Annotated in this window: 15 protein-coding genes and 2 pseudogenes; 10 read left to right on the top strand and 7 right to left on the bottom strand. The window is 58.8% G+C overall.

Translation table 11 applies throughout. The features are described 5' to 3' along the window. Window positions 1-263, bottom strand: a pseudogene (gene rplU, locus ACIPLA_RS06775) (50S ribosomal protein L21); the annotation flags it as partial. Window positions 264-503: 240 nt separating this feature from the next. Between rplU and ACIPLA_RS06770 the strand changes: the two are divergent. The 3 genes from ACIPLA_RS06770 to ACIPLA_RS06760 all read left to right on the top strand — a co-directional run bounded on the left by ACIPLA_RS06770 (window position 504) and on the right by ACIPLA_RS06760 (window position 2,461). Next, window positions 504-1,472: a polyprenyl synthetase family protein gene (locus ACIPLA_RS06770; protein ID WP_030129461.1), complete on the top strand. Its 969-nt coding sequence runs from the start codon at window positions 504-506 to the stop codon at window positions 1,470-1,472. 183 nt (window positions 1,473-1,655) lie between these two features. Beyond that, window positions 1,656-1,997 (top strand): zinc ribbon domain-containing protein YjdM, encoded by a 342-nt coding sequence (locus ACIPLA_RS06765; protein ID WP_123497102.1) that lies wholly within the window; start codon window positions 1,656-1,658, stop codon window positions 1,995-1,997. A 206-nt stretch (window positions 1,998-2,203) separates the two neighbouring features. Beyond that, window positions 2,204-2,461: a hypothetical protein gene (locus ACIPLA_RS06760; RefSeq protein WP_095632313.1), complete on the top strand. Its 258-nt coding sequence runs from the start codon at window positions 2,204-2,206 to the stop codon at window positions 2,459-2,461. A gap of 143 nt (window positions 2,462-2,604) precedes the next feature. On the opposite strand, the gene ACIPLA_RS06755 is transcribed toward ACIPLA_RS06760, so the two are convergent. The 3 genes from ACIPLA_RS06755 to ACIPLA_RS06745 form a co-directional block, all read right to left on the bottom strand. Continuing rightward, window positions 2,605-3,222: an FKBP-type peptidyl-prolyl cis-trans isomerase gene (locus ACIPLA_RS06755; protein WP_401172554.1), complete on the bottom strand. Its 618-nt coding sequence runs from the start codon at window positions 3,220-3,222 to the stop codon at window positions 2,605-2,607. Window positions 3,223-3,352: 130 nt separating this feature from the next. Beyond that, on the bottom strand, window positions 3,353-3,649 hold the full coding sequence (locus tag ACIPLA_RS06750; protein WP_401172551.1) for a DUF6482 family protein: 297 nt from the start codon (window positions 3,647-3,649) through the stop codon (window positions 3,353-3,355). A 212-nt stretch (window positions 3,650-3,861) separates the two neighbouring features. After that, window positions 3,862-4,350, bottom strand: coding sequence for a TIGR00645 family protein (locus ACIPLA_RS06745; protein ID WP_007901849.1), 489 nt, complete (start codon window positions 4,348-4,350; stop codon window positions 3,862-3,864). Window positions 4,351-4,510: 160 nt separating this feature from the next. Between ACIPLA_RS06745 and ACIPLA_RS06740 the strand changes: the two genes are divergently transcribed. Further along, a complete protein-coding gene (locus ACIPLA_RS06740; protein ID WP_401172548.1) occupies window positions 4,511-6,340 on the top strand; it encodes a hypothetical protein in 1,830 nt (609 codons plus the stop codon). A 5-nt stretch (window positions 6,341-6,345) separates the two neighbouring features. Here ACIPLA_RS06740 and ACIPLA_RS06735 read toward each other — a convergent pair whose 3' ends face one another. Together ACIPLA_RS06735 and ACIPLA_RS06730 are read right to left on the bottom strand one after the other, a co-directional pair. Further along, window positions 6,346-6,687 carry a hypothetical protein gene (locus ACIPLA_RS06735; RefSeq protein WP_007901845.1) on the bottom strand — a complete coding sequence of 114 codons (342 nt, stop codon included), beginning with the start codon at window positions 6,685-6,687 and terminating at the stop codon, window positions 6,346-6,348. Between the two features lie 318 nt (window positions 6,688-7,005). Further along, window positions 7,006-9,444 (bottom strand): annotated as a pseudogene (locus ACIPLA_RS06730) (Lon protease family protein). A 265-nt stretch (window positions 9,445-9,709) separates the two neighbouring features. Between ACIPLA_RS06730 and ACIPLA_RS06725 the strand changes: the two are divergent. From ACIPLA_RS06725 to ACIPLA_RS06710, 4 genes are all read left to right on the top strand, one after another. After that, window positions 9,710-10,198, top strand: coding sequence for a DUF3015 domain-containing protein (locus ACIPLA_RS06725; RefSeq protein WP_007901840.1), 489 nt, complete (start codon window positions 9,710-9,712; stop codon window positions 10,196-10,198). Window positions 10,199-10,306: 108 nt separating this feature from the next. Continuing rightward, a complete protein-coding gene (locus ACIPLA_RS06720) occupies window positions 10,307-12,160 on the top strand; it encodes a DUF4105 domain-containing protein (protein WP_218398808.1) in 1,854 nt (617 codons plus the stop codon). Between the two features lie 222 nt (window positions 12,161-12,382). Further along, window positions 12,383-12,739, top strand: coding sequence for a hypothetical protein (locus ACIPLA_RS06715; RefSeq protein ID WP_192345384.1), 357 nt, complete (start codon window positions 12,383-12,385; stop codon window positions 12,737-12,739). A 70-nt stretch (window positions 12,740-12,809) separates the two neighbouring features. After that, window positions 12,810-13,304 carry a GreA/GreB family elongation factor gene (locus ACIPLA_RS06710; protein ID WP_218398810.1) on the top strand — a complete coding sequence of 165 codons (495 nt, stop codon included), beginning with the start codon at window positions 12,810-12,812 and terminating at the stop codon, window positions 13,302-13,304. A 176-nt stretch (window positions 13,305-13,480) separates the two neighbouring features. Here ACIPLA_RS06710 and ettA read toward each other — a convergent pair whose 3' ends face one another. Continuing rightward, the gene (gene ettA / locus ACIPLA_RS06705; RefSeq protein WP_008072328.1) at window positions 13,481-15,145 is read right to left on the bottom strand and encodes an energy-dependent translational throttle protein EttA; all 1,665 of its coding nucleotides are present in this window, start codon (window positions 15,143-15,145) and stop codon (window positions 13,481-13,483) included. Window positions 15,146-15,426: 281 nt separating this feature from the next. Between ettA and ACIPLA_RS06700 the strand changes: the two genes are divergently transcribed. Together ACIPLA_RS06700 and glyA are read left to right on the top strand one after the other, a co-directional pair. After that, entirely contained in the window at window positions 15,427-19,275 is a 3,849-nt protein-coding gene (locus ACIPLA_RS06700) for an EAL domain-containing protein (protein ID WP_401172542.1), read from the top strand. A gap of 220 nt (window positions 19,276-19,495) precedes the next feature. Then, on the top strand, window positions 19,496-20,749 hold the full coding sequence (glyA, locus tag ACIPLA_RS06695; RefSeq protein ID WP_007895259.1) for a serine hydroxymethyltransferase: 1,254 nt from the start codon (window positions 19,496-19,498) through the stop codon (window positions 20,747-20,749). The last annotated feature ends 11 nt before the right edge of the window (window positions 20,750-20,760 follow it).

The following is a 20,760-nucleotide window of genomic DNA, read 5'->3' as shown; positions in this document are numbered from 1 at the left end:
ATACGCTTCATGTGGTGCTTACGACGACGGAACTTGATGATGCGGTCTTTATCGTGACGACCTTGTTAGATCACTTCAGCCACAACGGTAGCGCCAGGAACAACTGGAGCGCCGATATTCACGTCGTCGCCATTGGCAACCAACAGAACGCGATCAAAAGTAACGGATTCGCCGGTAGCGATTTCCAGTTTTTCGATCTTCAGGTATTCACCTGGAGCAACTTTGTACTGCTTGCCACCAGTAACGATTACTGCATAAGACATGGTATTTCTCCGATAATCCTGCTCACCCAGCTCTTTATAAGAAGAGGTATTGGCTGGCATGGCTGCATAAGGCTGGAAGGCCTGTTTGCAATTGCGTAAGGCAGGTGCTGCCCAGGAAGTTCAGGGTGCGCGATTGTACGCAAGCTTCCGGGGCGATGCAAGAGGCTGTCCATCGCGCCTTGACAGGCCCGGACGTGGGTCCTAGCATGCCGCGCAACCCTTCTGGAGCAACTGTCGCTGATGCAACCCCAAGCTTTCTACCGCGCGGTGGCGGACGATTTTAGCGCCGTCGACGGCATCATCAAGAAACAGCTGACTTCCCGAGTGCCGCTGGTATCGAAAATCGGCGACTACATTACCTCGGCTGGCGGTAAACGCCTGCGCCCGTTGCTCGTGCTGCTGTGCGGCAAGGCACTCGGCCGCGAAGGCGATGACCTGCGCCTGTTGGCCGCGACCATCGAGTTCCTGCACACCGCCACCCTGCTGCACGACGACGTCGTCGACATGTCCGGCATGCGCCGTGGCCGCTCGACCGCCAACGCCATGTGGGGCAACGCGCCGAGCGTGCTGGTGGGCGACTTCCTGTATTCGCGCTCCTTCGAAATGATGGTCGAACTGGGCTCCATGCCGGTGATGAAGATCCTTTCGCAAGCCACGCGCATCATCGCTGAAGGCGAAGTGTTGCAACTGTCGAAGGTCCGCGACGCCAGCACTACCGAAGAAACCTACATGGAAGTCATCCGCGGCAAAACCGCGATGCTCTTCGAAGCCTCGACCCACAGTGCCGCGGCCCTGGCCGGCGCCTCGCCGGAACAGAGCGAAGCACTGCGCACCTTCGGCGATCACCTGGGGGTGGCCTTCCAATTGGTCGACGACCTGCTGGATTACCGCGGCGATGCCGAAACCCTGGGCAAGAACGTCGGTGACGATCTGGCCGAAGGCAAACCGACGCTGCCGCTGATCTACACCATGCGCGAAGGCACTCCTGAGCAGGCCGCACTGGTTCGTCAGGCGATCCAGAAAGGTGGCATCGAAGATCTGGAAAGCATTCGCGAAGCTGTTGAAGCGTCCGGTTCGCTGGACTACACCGCGCAACTGGCCCGCGATTATGTGGCCCGTGCGATCAAGTGCCTCGACGCCCTGCCCGCTAGCGAATACCGCGATGCGTTGGTTGAGTTGAGTGAGTTCGCGGTCGCCCGCACGCACTAACTAACGCGCGCCCTGTAGGAGCGAGGCTTGCCCGCGAATGCGGTGTGTCAGTCACATTGGTGTCGACTGGTAGATCGCATTCGCGGGCAAGCCTCGCTCCTACAAAATCATGTGTCGCCCCCTCCCCTGTATAAACCCTATATAATGTGCGCTTTTTAGCCATCCTGAATCCAAGGAGCTTTAGTGAGCACGCTGCCACCCTGCCCAAAATGCAATTCCGAATACACCTACGAAGACGGCACCCAGCTGATCTGCCCAGAGTGCGCCCACGAGTGGTCCGCCGGTGGCGAAGCCGAAGTGACTTCCGATGACACCGTGAAAAAGGACTCGGTCGGCAATGTCCTGCAGGACGGCGATACCATCACCGTGATCAAGGACCTCAAGGTCAAAGGCACGTCGCTGGTGGTCAAGGTCGGCACCAAGGTCAAGAACATCCGCCTGTGCGATGGCGACCACGACATCGACTGCAAGATCGATGGCATCGGCCCGATGAAACTCAAATCCGAGTTCGTCAGAAAAGTCTGAATCTGCTGCATTCCATCCCGCGCCCGGCGTGGGATGGTGCTTCGCCCTTCCCCGAATCACCCAGCATTCCCGCGCAATAGCCAAACGCCAGTCGTTTTGACACTCAGCAATTTCCCCACAGAAAAAAACACAAACCGCCAATAGGCCCTTGCTATTTGATGAATAAGAATTATTCTCATTGAAACCCATCAATGGAGATTAGACTCATGACTTATTTGATCGATGCCTGGCTGGACCGCCCACACCCCTACCTCAGAATCCTGCATCGGGAAACCGGGGAAGTCTGTGCGGTGCTTGAAGAAGAAGCCTTGAACGAGCTGCAGGATCAGGGTGATCTGGACGTCAACGGTTTAAGTTCCAGCGAGCCGGTGGTGCTCAAGGAACTGGTGCGCAATCTGTTTCTGTTCTGCTATGCCCGGGCGTTGCGCCCGACCAGCGATTTGAACCATAAAATTGAACTATGAAAATGCAACATGTCGGAGCGAGCCCTGTGGGAGCGGGCTTGCTCGCGAAGAGGTCATGACATTCAACATCATCGCTGAATGACACACCGCCTTCGCGAGCAAGCCCGCTCCCACATGACCGAGCCCGTTCCGACACCCAGGTCTTACAGAACGTCGAGCAGTTCGACGTCGAATACCAGTACGCTGTGCGGCGGAATGCTGCCAACGCCTTGAGCGCCGTAAGCCAGTTCGCTCGGCACGTACAGACGCCATTTGCTGCCGGCGTTCATCAGTTGCAGGGCTTCGGTCCAGCCAGCGATAACGCCGCCTACCGGGAATTCTGCAGGCTGACCACGATCGTAGGAGCTGTCGAACACAGTGCCGTCGATCAGGGTGCCGTGGTAGTGGGTGCGCACTTGATCTTCACGGGTTGGCTTGGCGCCTTCACCTTGAGTCAGCACTTCGAATTGCAGGCCGGAAGCCAGAGTGGTGATGCCTTCGCGCTTGGCGTTTTCAGCCAGGAAAGCCAGGCCTTCGCCAGCAGCGGCTTCAGCCTTGGCTGCAGCTTCGGCTTGCATGATTTCGCGGATCACCTTGAAGCTGGCGGACATCTCTTCCTGACCCACACGGCTTGGCTTGCCGACGAACGCGTCGGTCAGGCCAGCCAGGATTGCGTCCAGGCTAACGCCCGGAGGCGGGTTGTCACGCAGCTGGTCGCCCAACTGACGGCCAATGCCGTAGCTGACGCGGGTTTCGTCGGTAGACAGATTTACTTCGGACATGACACTGCTCCGTTGTGCGGACGGCCCTGGAACTTGCCGTGCATGCACAGCGCATCCCGGAGCGCCCGGAATCAAAAGGGCGAGCAGACTAGCACAGATGCCGTCACGTTGATGAGCCGTGTCGGCCCTGTCACGCGGAACGGAAAGTGATCGGTACCTTCAGGCTTTCCTCGGTGCTGGCACCGCACATTTCATCCTGAGCCGAGGTATGCACGACGTTGAACGACAACTTGGGAAAGGCATGAAGCACTTCACGCGCATGCTCGACCGAGCGCAGATGCAATATCTCGCCGTGCGCATCGCGCAATGGATGCCCCGCGCCATGCATCCGTGCCTCCAGCACGTAAAACACGCCTTCCATCGAGATCAGGTTCAGCTCATCGACCTTTCCGGCGACGGCATACGCATTCAATTCTTGCAGGTTCATGAGCACACCTCAGGCATTGGCGAGCCAGGACCTCTACATGGATATGCCTCGGCGGGCCAAAGTACAAGCTACAGACGGCACCACCCGTCTGTTTCACACCGTTTCTTGTAGGAGCGAGGCTTGCCCGCGAAGGCGGCGTAACAGGCAACACTTATGTCGACTGACACGGCCTCTTCGCGGGCAAGCCTCGCTCCTACAAAGAATTGTGCAGATCAGTGCTTGGTCAGCTTGTCCAGATAGCCCATGGCAAACGCCGACACCACGAAGGTCATGTGAATGACCACGTACCACTTCAAATGCTCGGGATCGACGTTCTTGGCGTCCATGAAGATCCGTAGCAGGTGGATCGACGAAATCGCCACGATGGAAGCTGCGACCTTCATCTTCAACGAAGACGAATCCATGGTGCCCAGCCAGTTGAGCTTTTCCTTGCTGTCGTCGATATCCAGCTGAGAAACGAAGTTTTCGTAGCCAGAGATCATCACCATCACCAGCAAGCCGCCCACCAGCGCCATGTCGATCAACGACAGCAGTACCAGAATCAGGTCCGACTCGGCCATCGAGAACACGTTAGGAATGACGTGGAAGACTTCCTGGAAGAATTTCAGTGCCAACGCCAGCAAGCCCAGGGACAAACCGAAATAGATCGGCGCCAGTAACCAGCGGGAGGCGTACATTGCATTTTCGATAAAGCGTTCCATTGAATCTCACACAAGGGGCTGGAAATGGCGGCGAGTATAACAGCCACCTGTTACACCCAGAAACCGCCGGAAAATCCGTAACCTGCGTGTGTGTGACAAAGTTTTTCTGCTAGTGTCCAGATGATTGACAGGTCAGCGACGTCGGACAGGAAGACTGGAAATGGATGTGCGATTGCCGTTAACGAGTGCCGGGCTTTGCTTCGCATTGTTGCTCGGTGGCTGCTCACCCAGCGATGAGAAACGCCAGGTCAGCCTCGAAGAAAAGATCGCACAGTTCGAACAATCCCTGGAGACGATCGAGGACCCTAAACTCAAGGATGCCGTAGCCGAGCTAGGCGGTTCCCTATTGTTACTCGAGCGTGCACAACTCAAACTCGACACCAAACCAGTGGTCACCGAATACGGCGAAGACGCCCTCGCCGTGCTCAAGCACTACCCCACACCCCAGGCCCTGGTCGACACCTACATTAACGGTCTGTTCGTGCTGCACAAGGAGTCCAGCTCGGATTACCTGACCGATCTGCAACCGGTATTCCCCTTCAACTTCAACATTCCGGGCGCGTTCCTTTTTCCTCATGGACTGGAATGGCAATCGGTGACCCTGAGCAACAAGCGCGTCATCGCGTTCCAGCCGGAATGGTCGGAAACCGATCCCGGCATTCAGCTGAGCCCGTCGAGCTCCAACCTGACCAACCCCGATGATTTGACGGTGACCTACCCCTTCATCGAAGGCCTGGAGGTGGACAAGAAGAACCAACCACAACCGGTGAGCCTGCAAAGCAAGGTGGAAGTCATCGCCCCACGCCGGCTCTACAGTTTCGACCTGACGAAAAAGGACGTCGGCCAGACTCGCACCAACGACAATCTCAGTGTCACCTTATTGAAACTGGGCGATAACTACGCCGAAATCGAATTCAGTAACAGCGCGCCGCTGGCCCCCGAGATACGTGACATATCACTCACCCCATTGATCGTTCAGGCCAGGGACGCCACCGGGCAATTCCTCTCTCGTTCAGGTGCGATCAACGAAACCGCCGCGCAAATTGCGTTTTATCAAAAACAACTGGCGCAGATGCAACAGCAGAAGGCCTGGAGCGAAGCGTTCGAAAAACAGCTCGATGACGAGCAGCGTGCGTTTGAACAACAACAAACCCGGCATTACACCAAGGTCTACTTCAACGGCCCGATCGACACCATCGAGGTGAGCCTGCTGGACTTCTCGGCGGTCACGGTGACCCACAAGGACCTGAACCTGCCGATACGCCGCTTCGACCCGCACACCACGGAAAAAACCATCCAGCCGCTGACCTTACCGGTGGTGGTGTATGACGACCAGGCTGCGACTTGGCTCAAGGGCGCAACATTGAGCGAGGAGCAACTGAAAAAAAGCATCAGCATCAGTCAGTCGGTCGATGACCCAAGTGCCGCCCGCATCGAATTCAATCACCCCAGAAGCTTCAATGACGAACTGCTCGGCACCTCTTTCAATCCCGGCGAAAGCCCGGTGACGTTCTTTACCCAAGACCGCAATGGCCAGCGCGATGGGCCGATAGAGCTGCCGCCGGAGGCGTATGAGGTCGATCCGATCCGCGGCGCCATCACCTATGATCTGAACCTGTTTCCGGAAACACCGGCCTACGCCGTGGGCTCCATGCCGCACTTTCTGGCGACTATCGACCAGCAAACATACGACGCCCGCCAGTTGCCCAAAGGCCTGGAGTTCAAAGGGAATGCATTGGTGGTGGATTTGAAACTGTTTCCCGCCCAGGACTGGCGTTTTTTCGCCAAGGACGACAGCGGCAATTATTTGAAAGAGATTCTGTCGGTCAGTCACGACGCGAGCGCGCAAGGCCCGGCGTTATTTGCAGTGCATTACTTCTATGGCCAGCCCACACGTCTGGAAACTTATCAGCGAACCAACCTCACCACCGTGCAATATGGGTTTGAGGTCAAACTCGACAAGGCTGAGCCAGGCAGCCTTGATCAATAGCCTGTTCAGTGCTCGGGCCGAAACTCGGGTCCGCTAAGGTTGCGGTAACGACCACCATTGATCTCTCGCAACTGGGCTTGCAGATGCAGGCACCAGATTTGCGGGTCGTCGGCCAGTTCGTAACCATGCAAGGTCAGACTTTCAACGATGGTGTCGAGGATCGATTCCGCCACGACCGGCCCACGGAACGGGCCTTGGGCCTTGATGGCAGAAGGCTGCTCGCCGGCCATTCCGGCGGCGAAGAGCAAGGTCCACATGCCCGTATCTCCCGCCAGCGGGCGGATAGCACATTCGATACGGGTCACAAGGCCCAGGCATTGACGGGTGAGACAGAGGTTGCGCGACATGGCGGCGACCCTCGGTAGATCCGGTATTCAGCCTCCACGGGAAGGCTGTCTCGATCCAGTGATTACTGTCGATATCCTTGAGCAGATAATAGAAGAAAAGTCTGGCTCGCACGCGAACCAGAATCAGAAGGTGCCGAGTGGTCACTGCGTGAATTCTTGACGCCATTTTGATGGCGCTCTTTTGCATTGAATACAGTCTGCAAAACACTACAGAACCTGTGGGAGCGGGCTTGCTCGCGAAGGCGGCATAACAGTCGACATTGATGTTGAATGTTAGTCAGTCTTCGCGAGCAAGCCCGCTCCCACATGGGGGTTGTGTCAGGCCGGTTTGATTTCCAGCATCGCTTCCTGTGCCAACTCCTTTTCGGCTTCCTTGAGGTCTTCCTCGCTGATCATTTCCGCAATCACCCGCAAGCGTTCCACTACCCGCGCGTTGATGCTGCCTTCAGGGAATGCGCCATTCTCATCCGGCGCGCCGGCTGGCTCGCCGACCAACAGACTCAGAGCCTCGTCGGCCTGGCGCACCGCGTAGACATGGAACTGCCCCGCGCGCACCGCCGCCAGCACCTTTTCGTCGAGCATCAGCGTGGCAACGTTGGCCTGAGGAATGATCGCCCCTTGCTCCCCCGTCAAACCACGGGCTTCGCAGAGCCGGAAGAAACCTTCGATCTTCTCGTTGACCCCACCCACCGCCTGCACTTCACCGAACTGGTTGATCGAACCGGTAATCGCGAAACACTGCTTGAGCGGGGTTTTCGACAAGGCCGAGATCAGCGTGCACGCCTCCCCCAGAGACGCGCTGTCACCGTCGACATAACCGTAGGACTGCTCCAGGGCGATACTCGCGGAAATCGCCAGCGGAAATTCCTGGGCATAACGGCTGCCCAGATACCCGGTAAGGATCATCACGCCTTTGGAGTGGATCGGCTGACCGAGGTTGACCTCGCGCTCGATGTCGACGATGCCGCTGCCGCCTGGATAAACCGTGGCGGAAATCCGCGCCGGAATCCCGAAGGCCGAATCGCCGACTTCCAGTACCGTCAGCCCGTTGCACTTGCCAACAGCCGCGCCATCGGTGTCGATCAGAATGATCCCGGCCAGCATGTCATCGAGAATCCGCGCCGAAACACGCCCGGTACGGGTGGCCTTGGCCTTGAGCGCACGCTCGATGTGCCCGGCGTCGGTCATGTCGTCACCCGCCAGGTCACGAATGAAATCCGCCTCGCTGACCAGTTGGAACAGATCGCCGATCCGCGCCGACAAACGTCCCTGATGTTCTGCCAGACGCGCGCTGTAAGTCGCCAGACGCGCCACCGCATCGGCGGTCAGCGGCGCCATGCCTTCCTCGGACGTACGGGTTTTGAGCAACTGGGCGAACTGCTCCAGGCTCTCGTCGACCATCGGGATGTCTTCGTCGAAATCCACCAGGACGCGGAACATCTCCTGGAAGTCCGGATCGAGGTCTTGCAACGTGTAGTAGAGCTGTCGGGCGCCGATGATGACGACTTTCACCTGCAACGGAATGTGTTGCGGTGTCAGCGTCACGGTGGCCAGCCGGCCCAACTCACCCAGAGGCGATTCCATTTTCAGCTTGCGCGATTGCAGGGCGCGTTTGAGCGCATCCCAGACAAAAGGCTCACTGAGCATTTTTTCCGCTTCGAGAATCAGGAAACCGCCGTTGGCCCGGTGCAGCGCACCCGGTCGCAGCTGCCGATAGGTGGTGTAGAGCGCGCCCTGATCGGTGCTGTATTCGATGCGTCCAAACAGGTTGTCGTAGGTCGGATGCGGCTCGAACACCACGGGCGCGCCGCCACTGAACGGATGACCGACCACCAGGCTGGGGGCGTATTGCTCTTCCAGTAGCTTGCGGGCGATGGCGTCGGTCTTGCTGTCGTCCACCAGTTGCTCGACCACCGTCTTGAGCAGGTACACCTGCATCGCTTGCAGGTAACCGCAAACGCCGGCGTTTTCCGCGTACTTTTCCGACAGCGGAGCGAGCAATGGCTGCAAGGCCAGGGTGATGGTTTCTTCGTTGAGCTGACGCAGTTGATTGCTCGACTCGCGCTTCCATTGCGGCAGGCTGGCGAGTTCTTCGTTCAACCGCTCTTCCAGCCCGGCAATGTCGTCATGAAAACGTTCGCGCTCGGCTTCCGGCAACTGGGCGAACTCAGCCTCATCCAGTGCCTTGCCTTCGCTCATCGGGGTGAAGGCGATGTTGCTGCTGTCGCGGTAGAGCGCGACCTCTTTCTCCAGCGCCAGACGCTCGATCACATCCAGTGCACGGTCATAACGCTGGTTGAAAGCGCGGTCGATGGCGCTTTTCTTCTGCTGATAGGACGGGTGCTCGAACACGGCCGGAAAGGTCGCCAGCAGGTTGTCGATCAAGCCGTTGATGTCACCGATGAAAGCACCGGCGGTGCCCGACGGCAATTCCAACGCACGAGGCTCGCGCGGCTCATCGAAATTATTGACGTAGACCCAGTCAGCCGGGGTCTGCAGGCGCTTGCCTTCGGCCTTGAGGTAGCGTTTGACGAACGAAAAACGGCCGGTGCCGGGCTCGCCCATGACGAATACGTTATAACCGGGGCGTGGCATGGCCACACCGAACTGCAAGGAAAAAACCCAACGTTACTGGACAAGAACACCCCTGAAGGGATCCAGATCATTGGTCGTCTAGAAGCTGAACTGTTCAGCGGAAAACGGACGGGTCAGCGCTTCAGGCGCTAGACGCAAGCTGGCAGCAACAGGATCAGGCATCGGGCTTCCTTACATCAGGCGGGGCAGATAGCGGCATTCTGGCGCTGCCCGTACCTCACTGGCAAGGCGCGCGCTTAGACAAAGCGCCAACCCCGGGCCGAGCAGCTCAAAATCAATGTTTTCAACGAATGTTTCGCAAAAAGTAACGGAACCCCCGGAACGTGCCTAAACTCCAAACTGCGCGGCTGGAACGAATAACCGGCCCACTGGCACCATTAGGGGCCAGCACCCTGTCCATTGGTATGCACACAAAGAGAACATAGCTATGAAACGGATTCTTCTCGGTACTCTCTTCACCGCTGTATCCATCAACGCCATGGCTCAGGCGCCAGGCGGTCCGGACTGCGGTTGGGGCAACATGCTGTTCGAAGGTCAGCGTGGCACCCCGGCACACTTCCTGGCATCCACCACCAACGGCACTTCCGGTAACGCAACGTTCGGTATGACCTCCGGTACCAACGGTTGCTCGACCAATGCGTCGCTGACCTATGGCGGCAAATCCTGGATCGCCATGAATGGCATGATGAACGAGCTGTCCGAAGACATGGCTAAAGGTCAGGGCGAAGCGCTGACCACTTACGCCGTAGTACTGGGCGTGGCGCCGGAAGACCGTGCGCACTTCGCCGCTGTGACTCATCAGCACTTCCAGCAAATCTTCAGCAAAGCTGACGTGACCGCTGATGACGTGCATACCAACACCCTGGCCGTGCTGAAAAGCGACCCGCGTCTGGCCAAGTACGCTACTCAAGCTTAAGCTCGATCCACCCCGCTCCTTTTGGGGAGCGGGTTTTGTTTTTTGACCTGTCGTGCTTTGGGTCTTTCCTCCGATCTCTTTTTTTTTCGAAAAGCTAAGTTGCTCACTATGCTCAAACGCCTTGCCTGGCTGGCGCTCTGTGTCTGCGCCCCGCTGTCCGCCGCGCCACATATCGACAATCAACGTTTGCAGCAACTGGCCAACGACCCCTTCTGGATTTCCCTGGGGCATTACGAAACCGCCAAGCTCGGTGGCTGGCGCAGCTATGTCAGCGACAAGAAATTCTTTCTCGCCCCCGATGGCAACGAACACCCCGACCGTGAACTGGCGGCGACCGTGCAGGCTCTGTATGCCCCGGCCAGTGCAGGTGAGCAGCATGCCCAATGCGTCTATCCGGCCCGCACCCGCTGGCTCAAGGCGCAACTGGCGCTCAGCGATCTGCCGACACCGGACTGTGCTGAGTTCAAGCAATGGTTCAAGGATGTTGCGCCCCACAGCGCGGTGATGATTTTCCCGGCGGCCTACCTGAACAGTCCATCGTCGATGTTTGGTCACACCTTGCTGCGCATCGATCAGGCCAATGTGCAGAGTGACAAGACATCGCTGCTCAGTTACGCGATCAACTTCGGCGCCTACATCGAAGGTTCGGACAACAGCATTCTGTATGCCTGGAAAGGTCTGATGGGTGGCTATCCCGGGCTGTTCGCGTTGGTGCCGTATCAGGAAAAGCTCTCGGAATACCGTAGCCTCGAGAACCGCGATCTGTGGGAATACCGCCTGAACCTGACGCAGCAGGAAACCGAGCGCATGGTCGAGCACGTCTGGGAACTCAAGCAGATCCAGTTCGACTACTTCTTCTTCGACGAAAACTGTTCCTACCGCCTGCTTGAACTGCTGCAAGTGGCGCGACCGAGCCTGCAGTTGACCGAGCAATTCCCGTTGACCGCTATCCCTACTGACACGGTCAAAGCGGTGAAAGAAGCCGGGCTGGTGGAGTCGATCGAGTATCGCCCGTCCCGTGAGCGTGAACTGCTAAGCCGCGCCGAGCCATTAACCGTTGAAGAGCAGGCGTGGGTGCTGAACGTCAGCGCCGATCAGACGCAATTGCAGACTCCGGCGTTCAAGACCCTACCTCGCGACCGCCAGGCGTTGATCATCGATGGGGCTTATCGTCTGGAGCGTTATCGCGCCAACGGTCAGGAGCGTGACCCGCAACGGGCTCAACGCAGTTTCGAATTGCTGCGCGCAATCAATCAAAACCCGCCCCCGGAGCTGGAAATTCCGCAACCCGGCTTGCCCGAGGACGGTCACGAATCCCGCACCTGGCAGGCCGGCATCGGCACTCGAGGCGACAAGGCCTTCGGCGAATATGGCCTGCGCATGGCCTATCACGACCTTAATGACAACATGGAAAGCTTCCCCCTCGGCGCGCAGATCGAAATTCTGCAGATGAAGCTGCGCCAATACGAAGGCAATGACTGGCAGTTGCAGCAACTGGACCTGGCGACCATCCGCTCGCTGACGCCTCGCAATGAATTGTTGCAGCCGCTGTCATGGCAAGTCACCGGCGGCCTGGAGCGCGTACCGGGCAAGCATGATGACGAAACCCTGGTCAGCCATGTCAATGGCGGTGGCGGCGGGACCTGGCAGCTGGGTGACGACATGCTCGGTTTCGCCTTGGGCACCGTGCGTGTTGAGCATAACAACGACTTCGCGGGTTTCATCGCCCCGGCGGCGGGATTCAACAGCGGCCTGCTATGGAAAAACCCGCTGGGCAATTTCAGCCTGGAAGCCAAGGGTGATTACTTCACCAATGGCGAAGTGCGCCGCAGCATGAGCCTGAATCAGCAGTGGGAACTGTCGCGCAATCTGGGCGTGCGCCTGAGCGCCCAGCGCGAATTCAGCCACCTGGCTTCGCCCGAAAACGAAGTGATGCTGGAGGTGAAGTGGTATCACTACTGACGCAAATCCCTGTGGGAGCGGCGGTGCGGCGATCCGACTTGCTCGCGAAGGCGGAGTGTCAGTCAACATCGATGCCAACTGATACACCGCCTTCGCGAGCAAGCCCGCTCCCACAATTGAGTCCTTGTAAGCCCACAGATTAATCACAAGCCTTTCACATACACCCGACAAATCCGCTTCTAGACTTCCCTTATAGGCCGTTGAACGGCCCAGGAGTCCGGGATGTGGCGTTGCGTGGCTGTATTGGGGTTGTTGGTAGTGATCACGGGGTGCGAGTCGACCCACGAGGATCTGATCGCCAAGGGTTATCCGCCGGCATTCGCCGATGGCTTCGATGACGGTTGCAGCAGTGGCCGGCAAGCCGCTGGGGCGATCACCGGTGAGTTTCGCAAAAATGTCCCGCGTTACCTCAAGGACAAGCAATACGCCGAAGGCTGGACCGATGGCTTCCGTCAGTGCCAGGCCATGCGTGAAAACGAGGATCGCAACGAGTACAAGGACCGCCATTGGGACGAGCGCGAACGGGCCTGGCAACAAGAGAAAGACAGGGACGCCGCGCGAGCCTATCGCTCGCAATAAGTCGTTTACAGACATTCGTCGAAACTTAATGCCTGCGACCATGGCCCAAACCCTATAACGGGAGAACAGCATGAGTCGCGCCTTCGTCAATGAAGATAACGCCGCCGCGCAAGCCGATCAGCCAGTCGAACGGCAGGTCAGCGCGCAGCCCAATTACGTCACGCCAGCGGGCCTGGCGCAGCTTCAGGCAAAAGTTGCCGAGCTGCAAAGCCTGCTTGATCAGGAAAGCGCCAAAGGCGAACTGGCCGATAAGCAGCGCCAGGCCGACCTCGATCGCGACTGGCGCTATTTCAAGCAGCGCCTGCAAAGCGCCCAGGTGGTCGCACAAGCCTCCTCGACCGACAAAGTGCAGATCGGCAACTGGGTGACCTTTGCCGACGAACACGATCATGAGCAGCGCGTGCAATTGGTCGGAGAAGACCAGGCGGATGCCACCCATGGCTTGATCAATTGGAGCTCGCCACTGGGTCGGGCGTTGCTCGGGGCGCAGGTGGGTGATGAAGTGCTGTGGAAGCGACCGGCGGGGGATTTGGTGATTGAGGTGTTGGCCATAGAGGCCGGGTGACCTTCAGACCGTCTTCGCGGGCAAGCCTCGCTCCTACAGGGTTGTGGTTATTATCAAAAATCTTCACAACCTGTAGGAGCGGGCTTGCTCGCGAAGGCCTCGACTCGGTCTTACTGAAGACCCATAAAAAAACGGAGCCCCGAAGGCTCCGTTTTTTCTATGCGACCAACCTGAAATCAGGCCAGTTTCTTGTGCCGTACACGGTGCGGCTGGGAAGCCGCTTCGCCGAGGCGTTTCTTGCGATCGGCTTCGTACTCGGTGTAGTTGCCTTCGAAGAACACCGCTTGCGAGTCGTCTTCGTACGCCAGGATGTGAGTCGCGACTCGGTCAAGGAACCACCGATCGTGAGAGATCACAATGGCGGCGCCCGGGAAGTCCAGCAAGGCCTCTTCCAGGGAACGCAGGGTTTCAACGTCGAGGTCGTTGGACGGTTCGTCGAGCAGCAGGACGTTGCCGCCCTCTTTCAGGGTCAGGGCCAGGTGCAAGCGACCACGCTCACCACCGGACAGGTCCTTGACGAACTTCTGCTGATCGCCGCCCTTGAAGTTGAAGCGACCAACGTAGGTGCGCGACGGGATCTCGTAGTTGCCGATGCGAATCTGGTCGGAACCGTCGGAGATCTGCTGGAACACAGTCTTGCTGCCATCCAGGTCTTCACGGCTCTGGTCGACGCACGCCAGTTGTACGGTTTCGCCGACTTCGATGGAGCCCGAATCCGGTGTTTCCTTGCCCATCAGCATACGGAACAGGGTCGACTTACCGGCACCGTTACCGCCGATCACGCCAACGATGGCGCCCTTAGGCATGGAGAACGACAGATTGTCGATCAGCACGCGATCGCCGTAGCCCTTGCTGACGTTCTTGAACTCGATAACCTTGTCGCCCAGACGCGGACCGGCCGGGATGTAGATCTCGTTGGTTTCGCTGCGCTTCTGGAATTCCTGCGATTGCATTTCTTCGAAGCGTTGCAGACGAGCCTTGGATTTGGACTGGCGGGCCTTGGCGCCTTTGCGCACCCACTCCAGTTCTTCCTTCATGGCCTTTTCGTGAGCCGATTGCTGCTTGGATTCGGCGGCCAGACGATCGGACTTGGCTTCGAGCCAACCCGAATAGTTGCCCTCGTACGGGATACCGGCGCCGCGGTCGAGCTCGAGGATCCAGCCGGCAACGTTGTCCAGGAAGTAACGGTCGTGCGTGATCGCAACCACGGTGCCCGGGAAATCGTGCAGGAAGTGCTCCAGCCAGGCGACGGAATCGGCGTCCAGGTGGTTGGTCGGTTCGTCGAGCAGCAGCATGTCCGGTGCGGACAGCAGCAGGCGGCACAGGGCCACACGACGTTTTTCACCACCGGACAAGACTTCGACCTTGGCATCCCACGCTGGCAGACGCAGCGCATCGGCGGCGACTTCCAGTTGGCGATCCAGGTTGTGACCGTCGCTGGCTTGCAGGATGGCTTCAAGCTTGGCCTGTTCTGCCGCCAGTTTGTCGAAGTCGGCATCCGGTTCAGCGTAGGCCGCGTAAACCTCGTCCAGGCGCGCCTGAGCGTCCTTGATCACGCTGACCGCTTCCTCGACCACTTCACGCACGGTTTTGGTCGGGTCCAGAATCGGTTCTTGCGGCAGGTAGCCAATATTCAGGTCCGGCATCGGACGGGCTTCACCGTCGAACTCTTTATCGACGCCCGCCATGATTTTCAGCAGCGTGGACTTACCCGAACCGTTGAGACCGAGTACGCCGATCTTGGCGCCAGGGAAGAACGACAGCGAAATGTTTTTCAGGATTTCCCGCTTCGGCGGAACAACTTTGCCCAGCCGATGCATGGTGAAGACGTATTGAGCCATGGAGAACCTTGGGTCAGTGACTGATGAATGATTGGAGCGCAGGCAATGCCCGGCCAGGCCATGCGCGTCGTTCGTCTGATGGGTATCAAGGCGTGCGCGCTGAAAAAACCTCTAGGAGCTGGAACGCTCCCGCGTAACCGGCAAAGCTACCTTATTGATAGAAAGCAGTCCAGCCGAGCGGGACTGGCACTTCGCCACAACTCAAGGCATGCTAGCCGCCCTTCGGGCGTCCGGCTTATAGTGCACGTCGCGCCAGTCCAGCCAAACCGCAGGATTACAGTTTGTCTAATGTCTCTCCGCCATCGTCCGTGAGCGCACTCAATCCTGCGACCGGCTCGCCCCTGCGCGGAACCTTGAAGGGCGCGCTGGCAACCCTCGTGCTGTTGCTGCTCGCACTGCTGTTCTGGCAGCTGCTGGATCAGCTTCGCGAATCCCAGAAAAACCAGCGCCAGTACACCATCGACTATTCCGCCGATCTGGCTGCGCAAGTCAGCCTCAACATGGCGCTCAATGCCCAGATCGCCCTTAACCTGCTACCGATCATCGAACAACCGCAAAGTCCCGACGAACAGCAGGCGTTGCTGCGTAAACTGCAACAATCGCTGCCCGATTTGCGCAGCCTGGCGTTGCTCAGTCCCTCCGGAAAAATCCTCAGCGACAGCGCCGCCGACAGCCAGGACGCCAGTTACCTCGGCGAACTGGTTCAGCGTAGCCGCGCCCAGGCCCACTATTTCAGCAATGCCGACGACGGCTCAGTGGTGCATCTGCTCCTGCATCAAGCCAGCGGCAGCAGCCGCGGCTATTGGGCCCTGCGTCTGACACCGACGTTTTTCTCCTCATTGACCAAGCAGGGCGACGCCGGCATCCGCCCCCTGTGGCTGGTGGAAAACCGCATCAATCATCAGATCATCAGCCGCGATGACACCCAGCCCTCGGCCAAGCCGGCCGTGCTGACAGCCGACGAACTGGCCAACAGTGTGCTGACAGTCCCTCTGAGCAGCAGCGACTGGCAATTGCGCGGGTTGTTCGACCGCCAACGGGTGCTCGAACAACTGCTGCCGGCGTTCATCGGCAAATGCCTGCTGGGCCTGGCCTTTTCGCTGTTACCGTTCATCGCTCTGCTGAGCATTCGTCGCCGTCAACGCCTGTTGCATGAAGGCCGCCGACGCTATCAGGACATTTTCGAAGGTACCGGCGTTGCGCTGTGCGTGCTCGACCTGTCCGGACTCAAAAGTTTTTTCGACAAGGCTCAACTCAACAGCAGCGAGCAGTTGAAGGCCTGGCTCCAGACACCGGAGCAACGCCAGCAACTGCTGCAGGAACTGCGCATCACCGAGGTCAATCAGGTCGCCCTGCAATTGCTCAACGTCAATTCCTGCGATCAGGCCTGGAAACTGCTGATCGACGGCTGCCCATTGGACTGCACGGCCATCGGCAATCAAGTGCTCGAAGCGGTGCTGCACCAGCAAAAACAGCTTGAGCTGGAAATCAAGCTTCAGGATGCCAATGGTCGTGACCAGCATTTGTGGCTGGTGCTGCGTCTGCCGGAAGATCAGGCCGACTACAAAGCGGTGATCCTGAGCATCAGCGACATCACCAGTCGCAAGCTCATCGAATTGTCGCTGCTGGAGCGTGAAGGGTTCTGGTCCGACGTGGTGCGCACCGTGCCGGATCATCTGTATGTGCAGGATGTGGTCAGCCAGCGGATGATCTTCAGCAACCATCACCTGGGGCAAACGCTGGGTTACAACCGCACCGAACTGCACCAGATGGGCGAGTACTTCTGGGAAATCCTGTTGCACCCCGAGGATGCCGACTACTACCACCGATCACGCCAGTCCCAACGTCACGCGGGTTACACCCAACTGATGCAATGCCAGCTGCGCTTCCGTCATCGCGATGGCAAATGGCGGCGTTTCGACATTCGCGAACAGGCCCTGGCGCGGGACAAACACGATCAGGTCACGCGCATCATTGGCGTGGCCAAGGACATCACCGAGCAGATCGAAGCCAGTGAGTCCCTGCGCGACAGCGAACAACGCTACCGGATGCTCGCCGAAAGCATCAGCGACGTGATTTTCTCCACCGACAGCAAGATGTCGCTCAATTACGTCAGCCCCTCGGTGCAAGCCGTGCTGGGTTTCGACGCCGACTGGATATTCCAGAACGGTTGGCAATCGACCATTGCCAACCCGCAACAACTGACCGGCATCTACAGTCTCATGGACCGGGTCAGCAAAGCGCTGGATAAGCCCGAGCAACTGGCGTTGCTGCGCAGTCAGGTGCAGACCCAGCTGTTTCTGTTCGACTGCCTGCGGGCCGACGGACGCAAGATTCCCATCGAGCTGCGTCTGGTGCTGGTCTGGGACGAACACGGAGCCTTCGAAGGTGTGCTCGGGGTCGGCCGCGACATCAGCCAGCAACGTCGGGCCGAAAAAGACCTGCGCATGGCTGCCACGGTATTCGAGCACTCGACCTCGGCGATTTTGATCACCGACCCGGCCGGCTATATCGTCCAGGCCAACGAAGCGTTCAGTCGCGTCAGCGGCTATGCGGTGGCCCAGGTCCTCGACCAGTTGCCGAATATGCTCACCGTCGATGAGCAGCAGGAAGCCCATCTGCGCTATGTGCTCAAGCAATTGCATCAGCACAGCACCTGGGAAGGCGAAGTCTGGCTCAAACGACGCAATGGCGAGCACTACCCGGCCTGGGTCGGAATTACCGCGGTGCTCGACGATGAAGGCGACCTGGCCAGCTACGTGTGTTTCTTCAGCGACATCAGCGAGCGCAAAGCCAGCGAGCAACGGATTCACCGGCTCGCCTATTACGACGCCTTGACCCACCTGCCCAACCGCACGCTGTTCCAGGATCGCCTGCACACCGCGCTGCAATCGGCTGAACGGCAGAAGTCCTGGGTGGTGCTGATGTTCCTCGACCTGGACCGTTTCAAGCCGATCAACGACTCCCTGGGCCATGCCGCCGGCGACCGCATGCTCAAGGAAATGGCCACGCGCCTGCTCGGTTGCGTCGATGATGACGACACCGTGGCACGCATGGGTGGTGATGAGTTCACTTTGCTGCTGCAACCGCGGGTCAACCGGGAGATCGCGTTGAACCGGGCGATTCACGTGGCCGAACAGATCCTCGCCAGCCTGGTGAAACCGTTCGTGCTCGAAGGCCGCGAGTTCTTTGTCACCGCCAGTATCGGCATCGCCCTGAGCCCTCAGGACGGCAGCGAACTCAGTCAGTTGATGAAGAACGCCGACACCGCGATGTACCACGCCAAGGAGCGTGGCAAGAACAACTTCCAGTTCTATCAGGCCGACATGAACGCCAGCGCCCTGGAGCGTCTGGAGCTGGAAAGCGACTTGCGCCATGCCCTGGAGCAAAATGAATTCGTGCTGTACTACCAGCCGCAGTTCAGCGGCGATGGCAAACGCCTGACCGGTGCCGAAGCCCTGCTGCGCTGGCGTCACCCACGACGTGGCCTGGTACCGCCGGGGGATTTCATTCCCGTGCTCGAAGAGCTCGGGCTGGTGGTGGACGTCGGCGACTGGGTGATCAGCGAAGCCTGCCGTCAGCTCAAGACCTGGCATCAAACCAAAGTCCGGGTGCCGAAGGTTTCGGTGAACATTTCGGCCCGGCAGTTCTCCGACGGTCAGCTCGGCACGCGGATCGCCACCATCCTCAAGGAAACCGGCCTGCCGCCGGCGTGCCTGGAGCTGGAGTTGACTGAAAGTATTCTGATGCGCGAAGTCAGCGAAGCGATGCACATCCTCGCCGGGTTGAAAAACCTTGGCCTGAGCATTGCAGTCGACGACTTCGGCACCGGTTATTCATCGCTCAACTACCTCAAGCAATTCCCGATCGACGTGCTGAAAATCGACCGCACCTTCGTCGATGGCCTGCCCTCGGGTGAACAGGACGCGCAAATTGCCCGGGCGATCATCGCCATGGCCCATAGCCTCAATCTGGCGGTGATCGCCGAAGGCGTGGAAACCCACGAGCAGCTCGACTTCCTGCGTGAGCATGGTTGCGATGAGGTTCAGGGGTATCTGTTTGGCCGGCCGATGCCGGCGAGCCGGTTTGAGGCGCAGTTCAGCAATGATGCGTTGTTCATGTTTGATTGAGATTCAGCAGCGCCTGTCGTGACGCCTTCGCGGGCAAGCCTCGCTCCTACAGACGGTGCTATCCGTAGGAGCGAGGCTTGCCCGCGAAGAGGCCCGCACAAACACCGCAAATCCTGCGCATGAACACCACTTGTCTGCGACATGATGTCCTTTCATATGCCATCTAAAACCCATTGAGTTAGAATGCCCCCCTTTTCTGCCCCGATCCTTGAGGACCGCCATGTTCAGCCGTGATTTGACTATTGCCAAGTACGACGCCGACCTTTTTGCCGCCATGGAGCAAGAAGCTCAGCGCCAGGAAGAACACATCGAGCTGATCGCTTCGGAAAACTACACCAGCCCTGCGGTGATGGAAGCTCAAGGCTCGGTACTGACCAACAAATATGCCGAAGGTTATCCGGGCAAGCGCTACTACGGTGGTTGCGAGTTCGTCGACGTGGTTGAGCAACTGGCCATCGACCGCGCCAAAGAACTGTTCGGCGCCGATTACGCCAACGTTCAGCCACACGCCGGCTCCCAAGCCAACAGCGCCGTTTACCTGGCCCTGCTGCAAGCGGGCGACACCATCCTGGGCATGAGCCTGGCCCACGGCGGTCACCTGACCCACGGTGCCAGCGTTTCGTCCTCCGGCAAGCTGTACAACGCTGTTCAGTACGGTATCGATGCCAACGGCCTGATCGACTACGACGAAGTCGAGCGTCTGGCGGTCGAGCACAAGCCAAAAATGATCGTGGCCGGTTTCTCTGCCTACTCGCAGATCCTCGACTTCCCGCGTTTCCGCGAAATCGCTGACAAAGTCGGTGCCTACCTGTTCGTCGACATGGCTCACGTGGCCGGTCTGGTCGCCGCTGGCGTCTACCCGAACCCGGTTCCATTCGCTGACGTCGTGACCACCACCACCCACAAGACCCTGCGCGGTCCACGTGGCGGCCTGATCCTGGCTCGCGCCAACGCCGACATCGAGAAGAAGCTGAACTCCGCGGTATTCCCGGGCGCCCAGGGTGGCCCGCTGGAGCACGTGATCGCCGCCAAGGCGATCTGCTTCAAGGAAGCGCTGCAGCCTGAGTTCAAGGCCTACCAGCAACAAGTGGTGAAAAACGCCCAGGCCATGGCCGGCGTGTTCATCGAGCGCGGTTTCGACGTGGTGTCGGGCGGTACTCAGAACCACCTGTTCCTGCTGTCGCTGATCAAGCAGGAAATCTCCGGTAAAGACGCCGACGCCGCTCTGGGCAAAGCGTTCATCACCGTGAACAAGAACTCGGTACCGAACGATCCACGCTCCCCGTTCGTCACCTCCGGTCTGCGTTTCGGTACACCGGCAGTGACCACTCGCGGCTTCAAGGAAGCAGAGTGCAAAGAGCTGGCCGGCTGGATCTGCGACATCCTGGCAGATCTTTCCAACGAAGCGGTGATCGACGCCGTTCGTGAGAAAGTCAAAGCCATCTGCAAGAAGCTGCCGGTGTACGGCGCTTAATTGCCCCGCTA

The organism is Pseudomonas sp. NPDC086112 (assembly GCF_044746425.1).
GTDB lineage: Bacteria > Pseudomonadota > Gammaproteobacteria > Pseudomonadales > Pseudomonadaceae > Aquipseudomonas.
The sequence above is the reverse complement of the archived record's forward strand: the minus strand, read 5'-3'. Positions and strand labels throughout refer to the sequence as shown.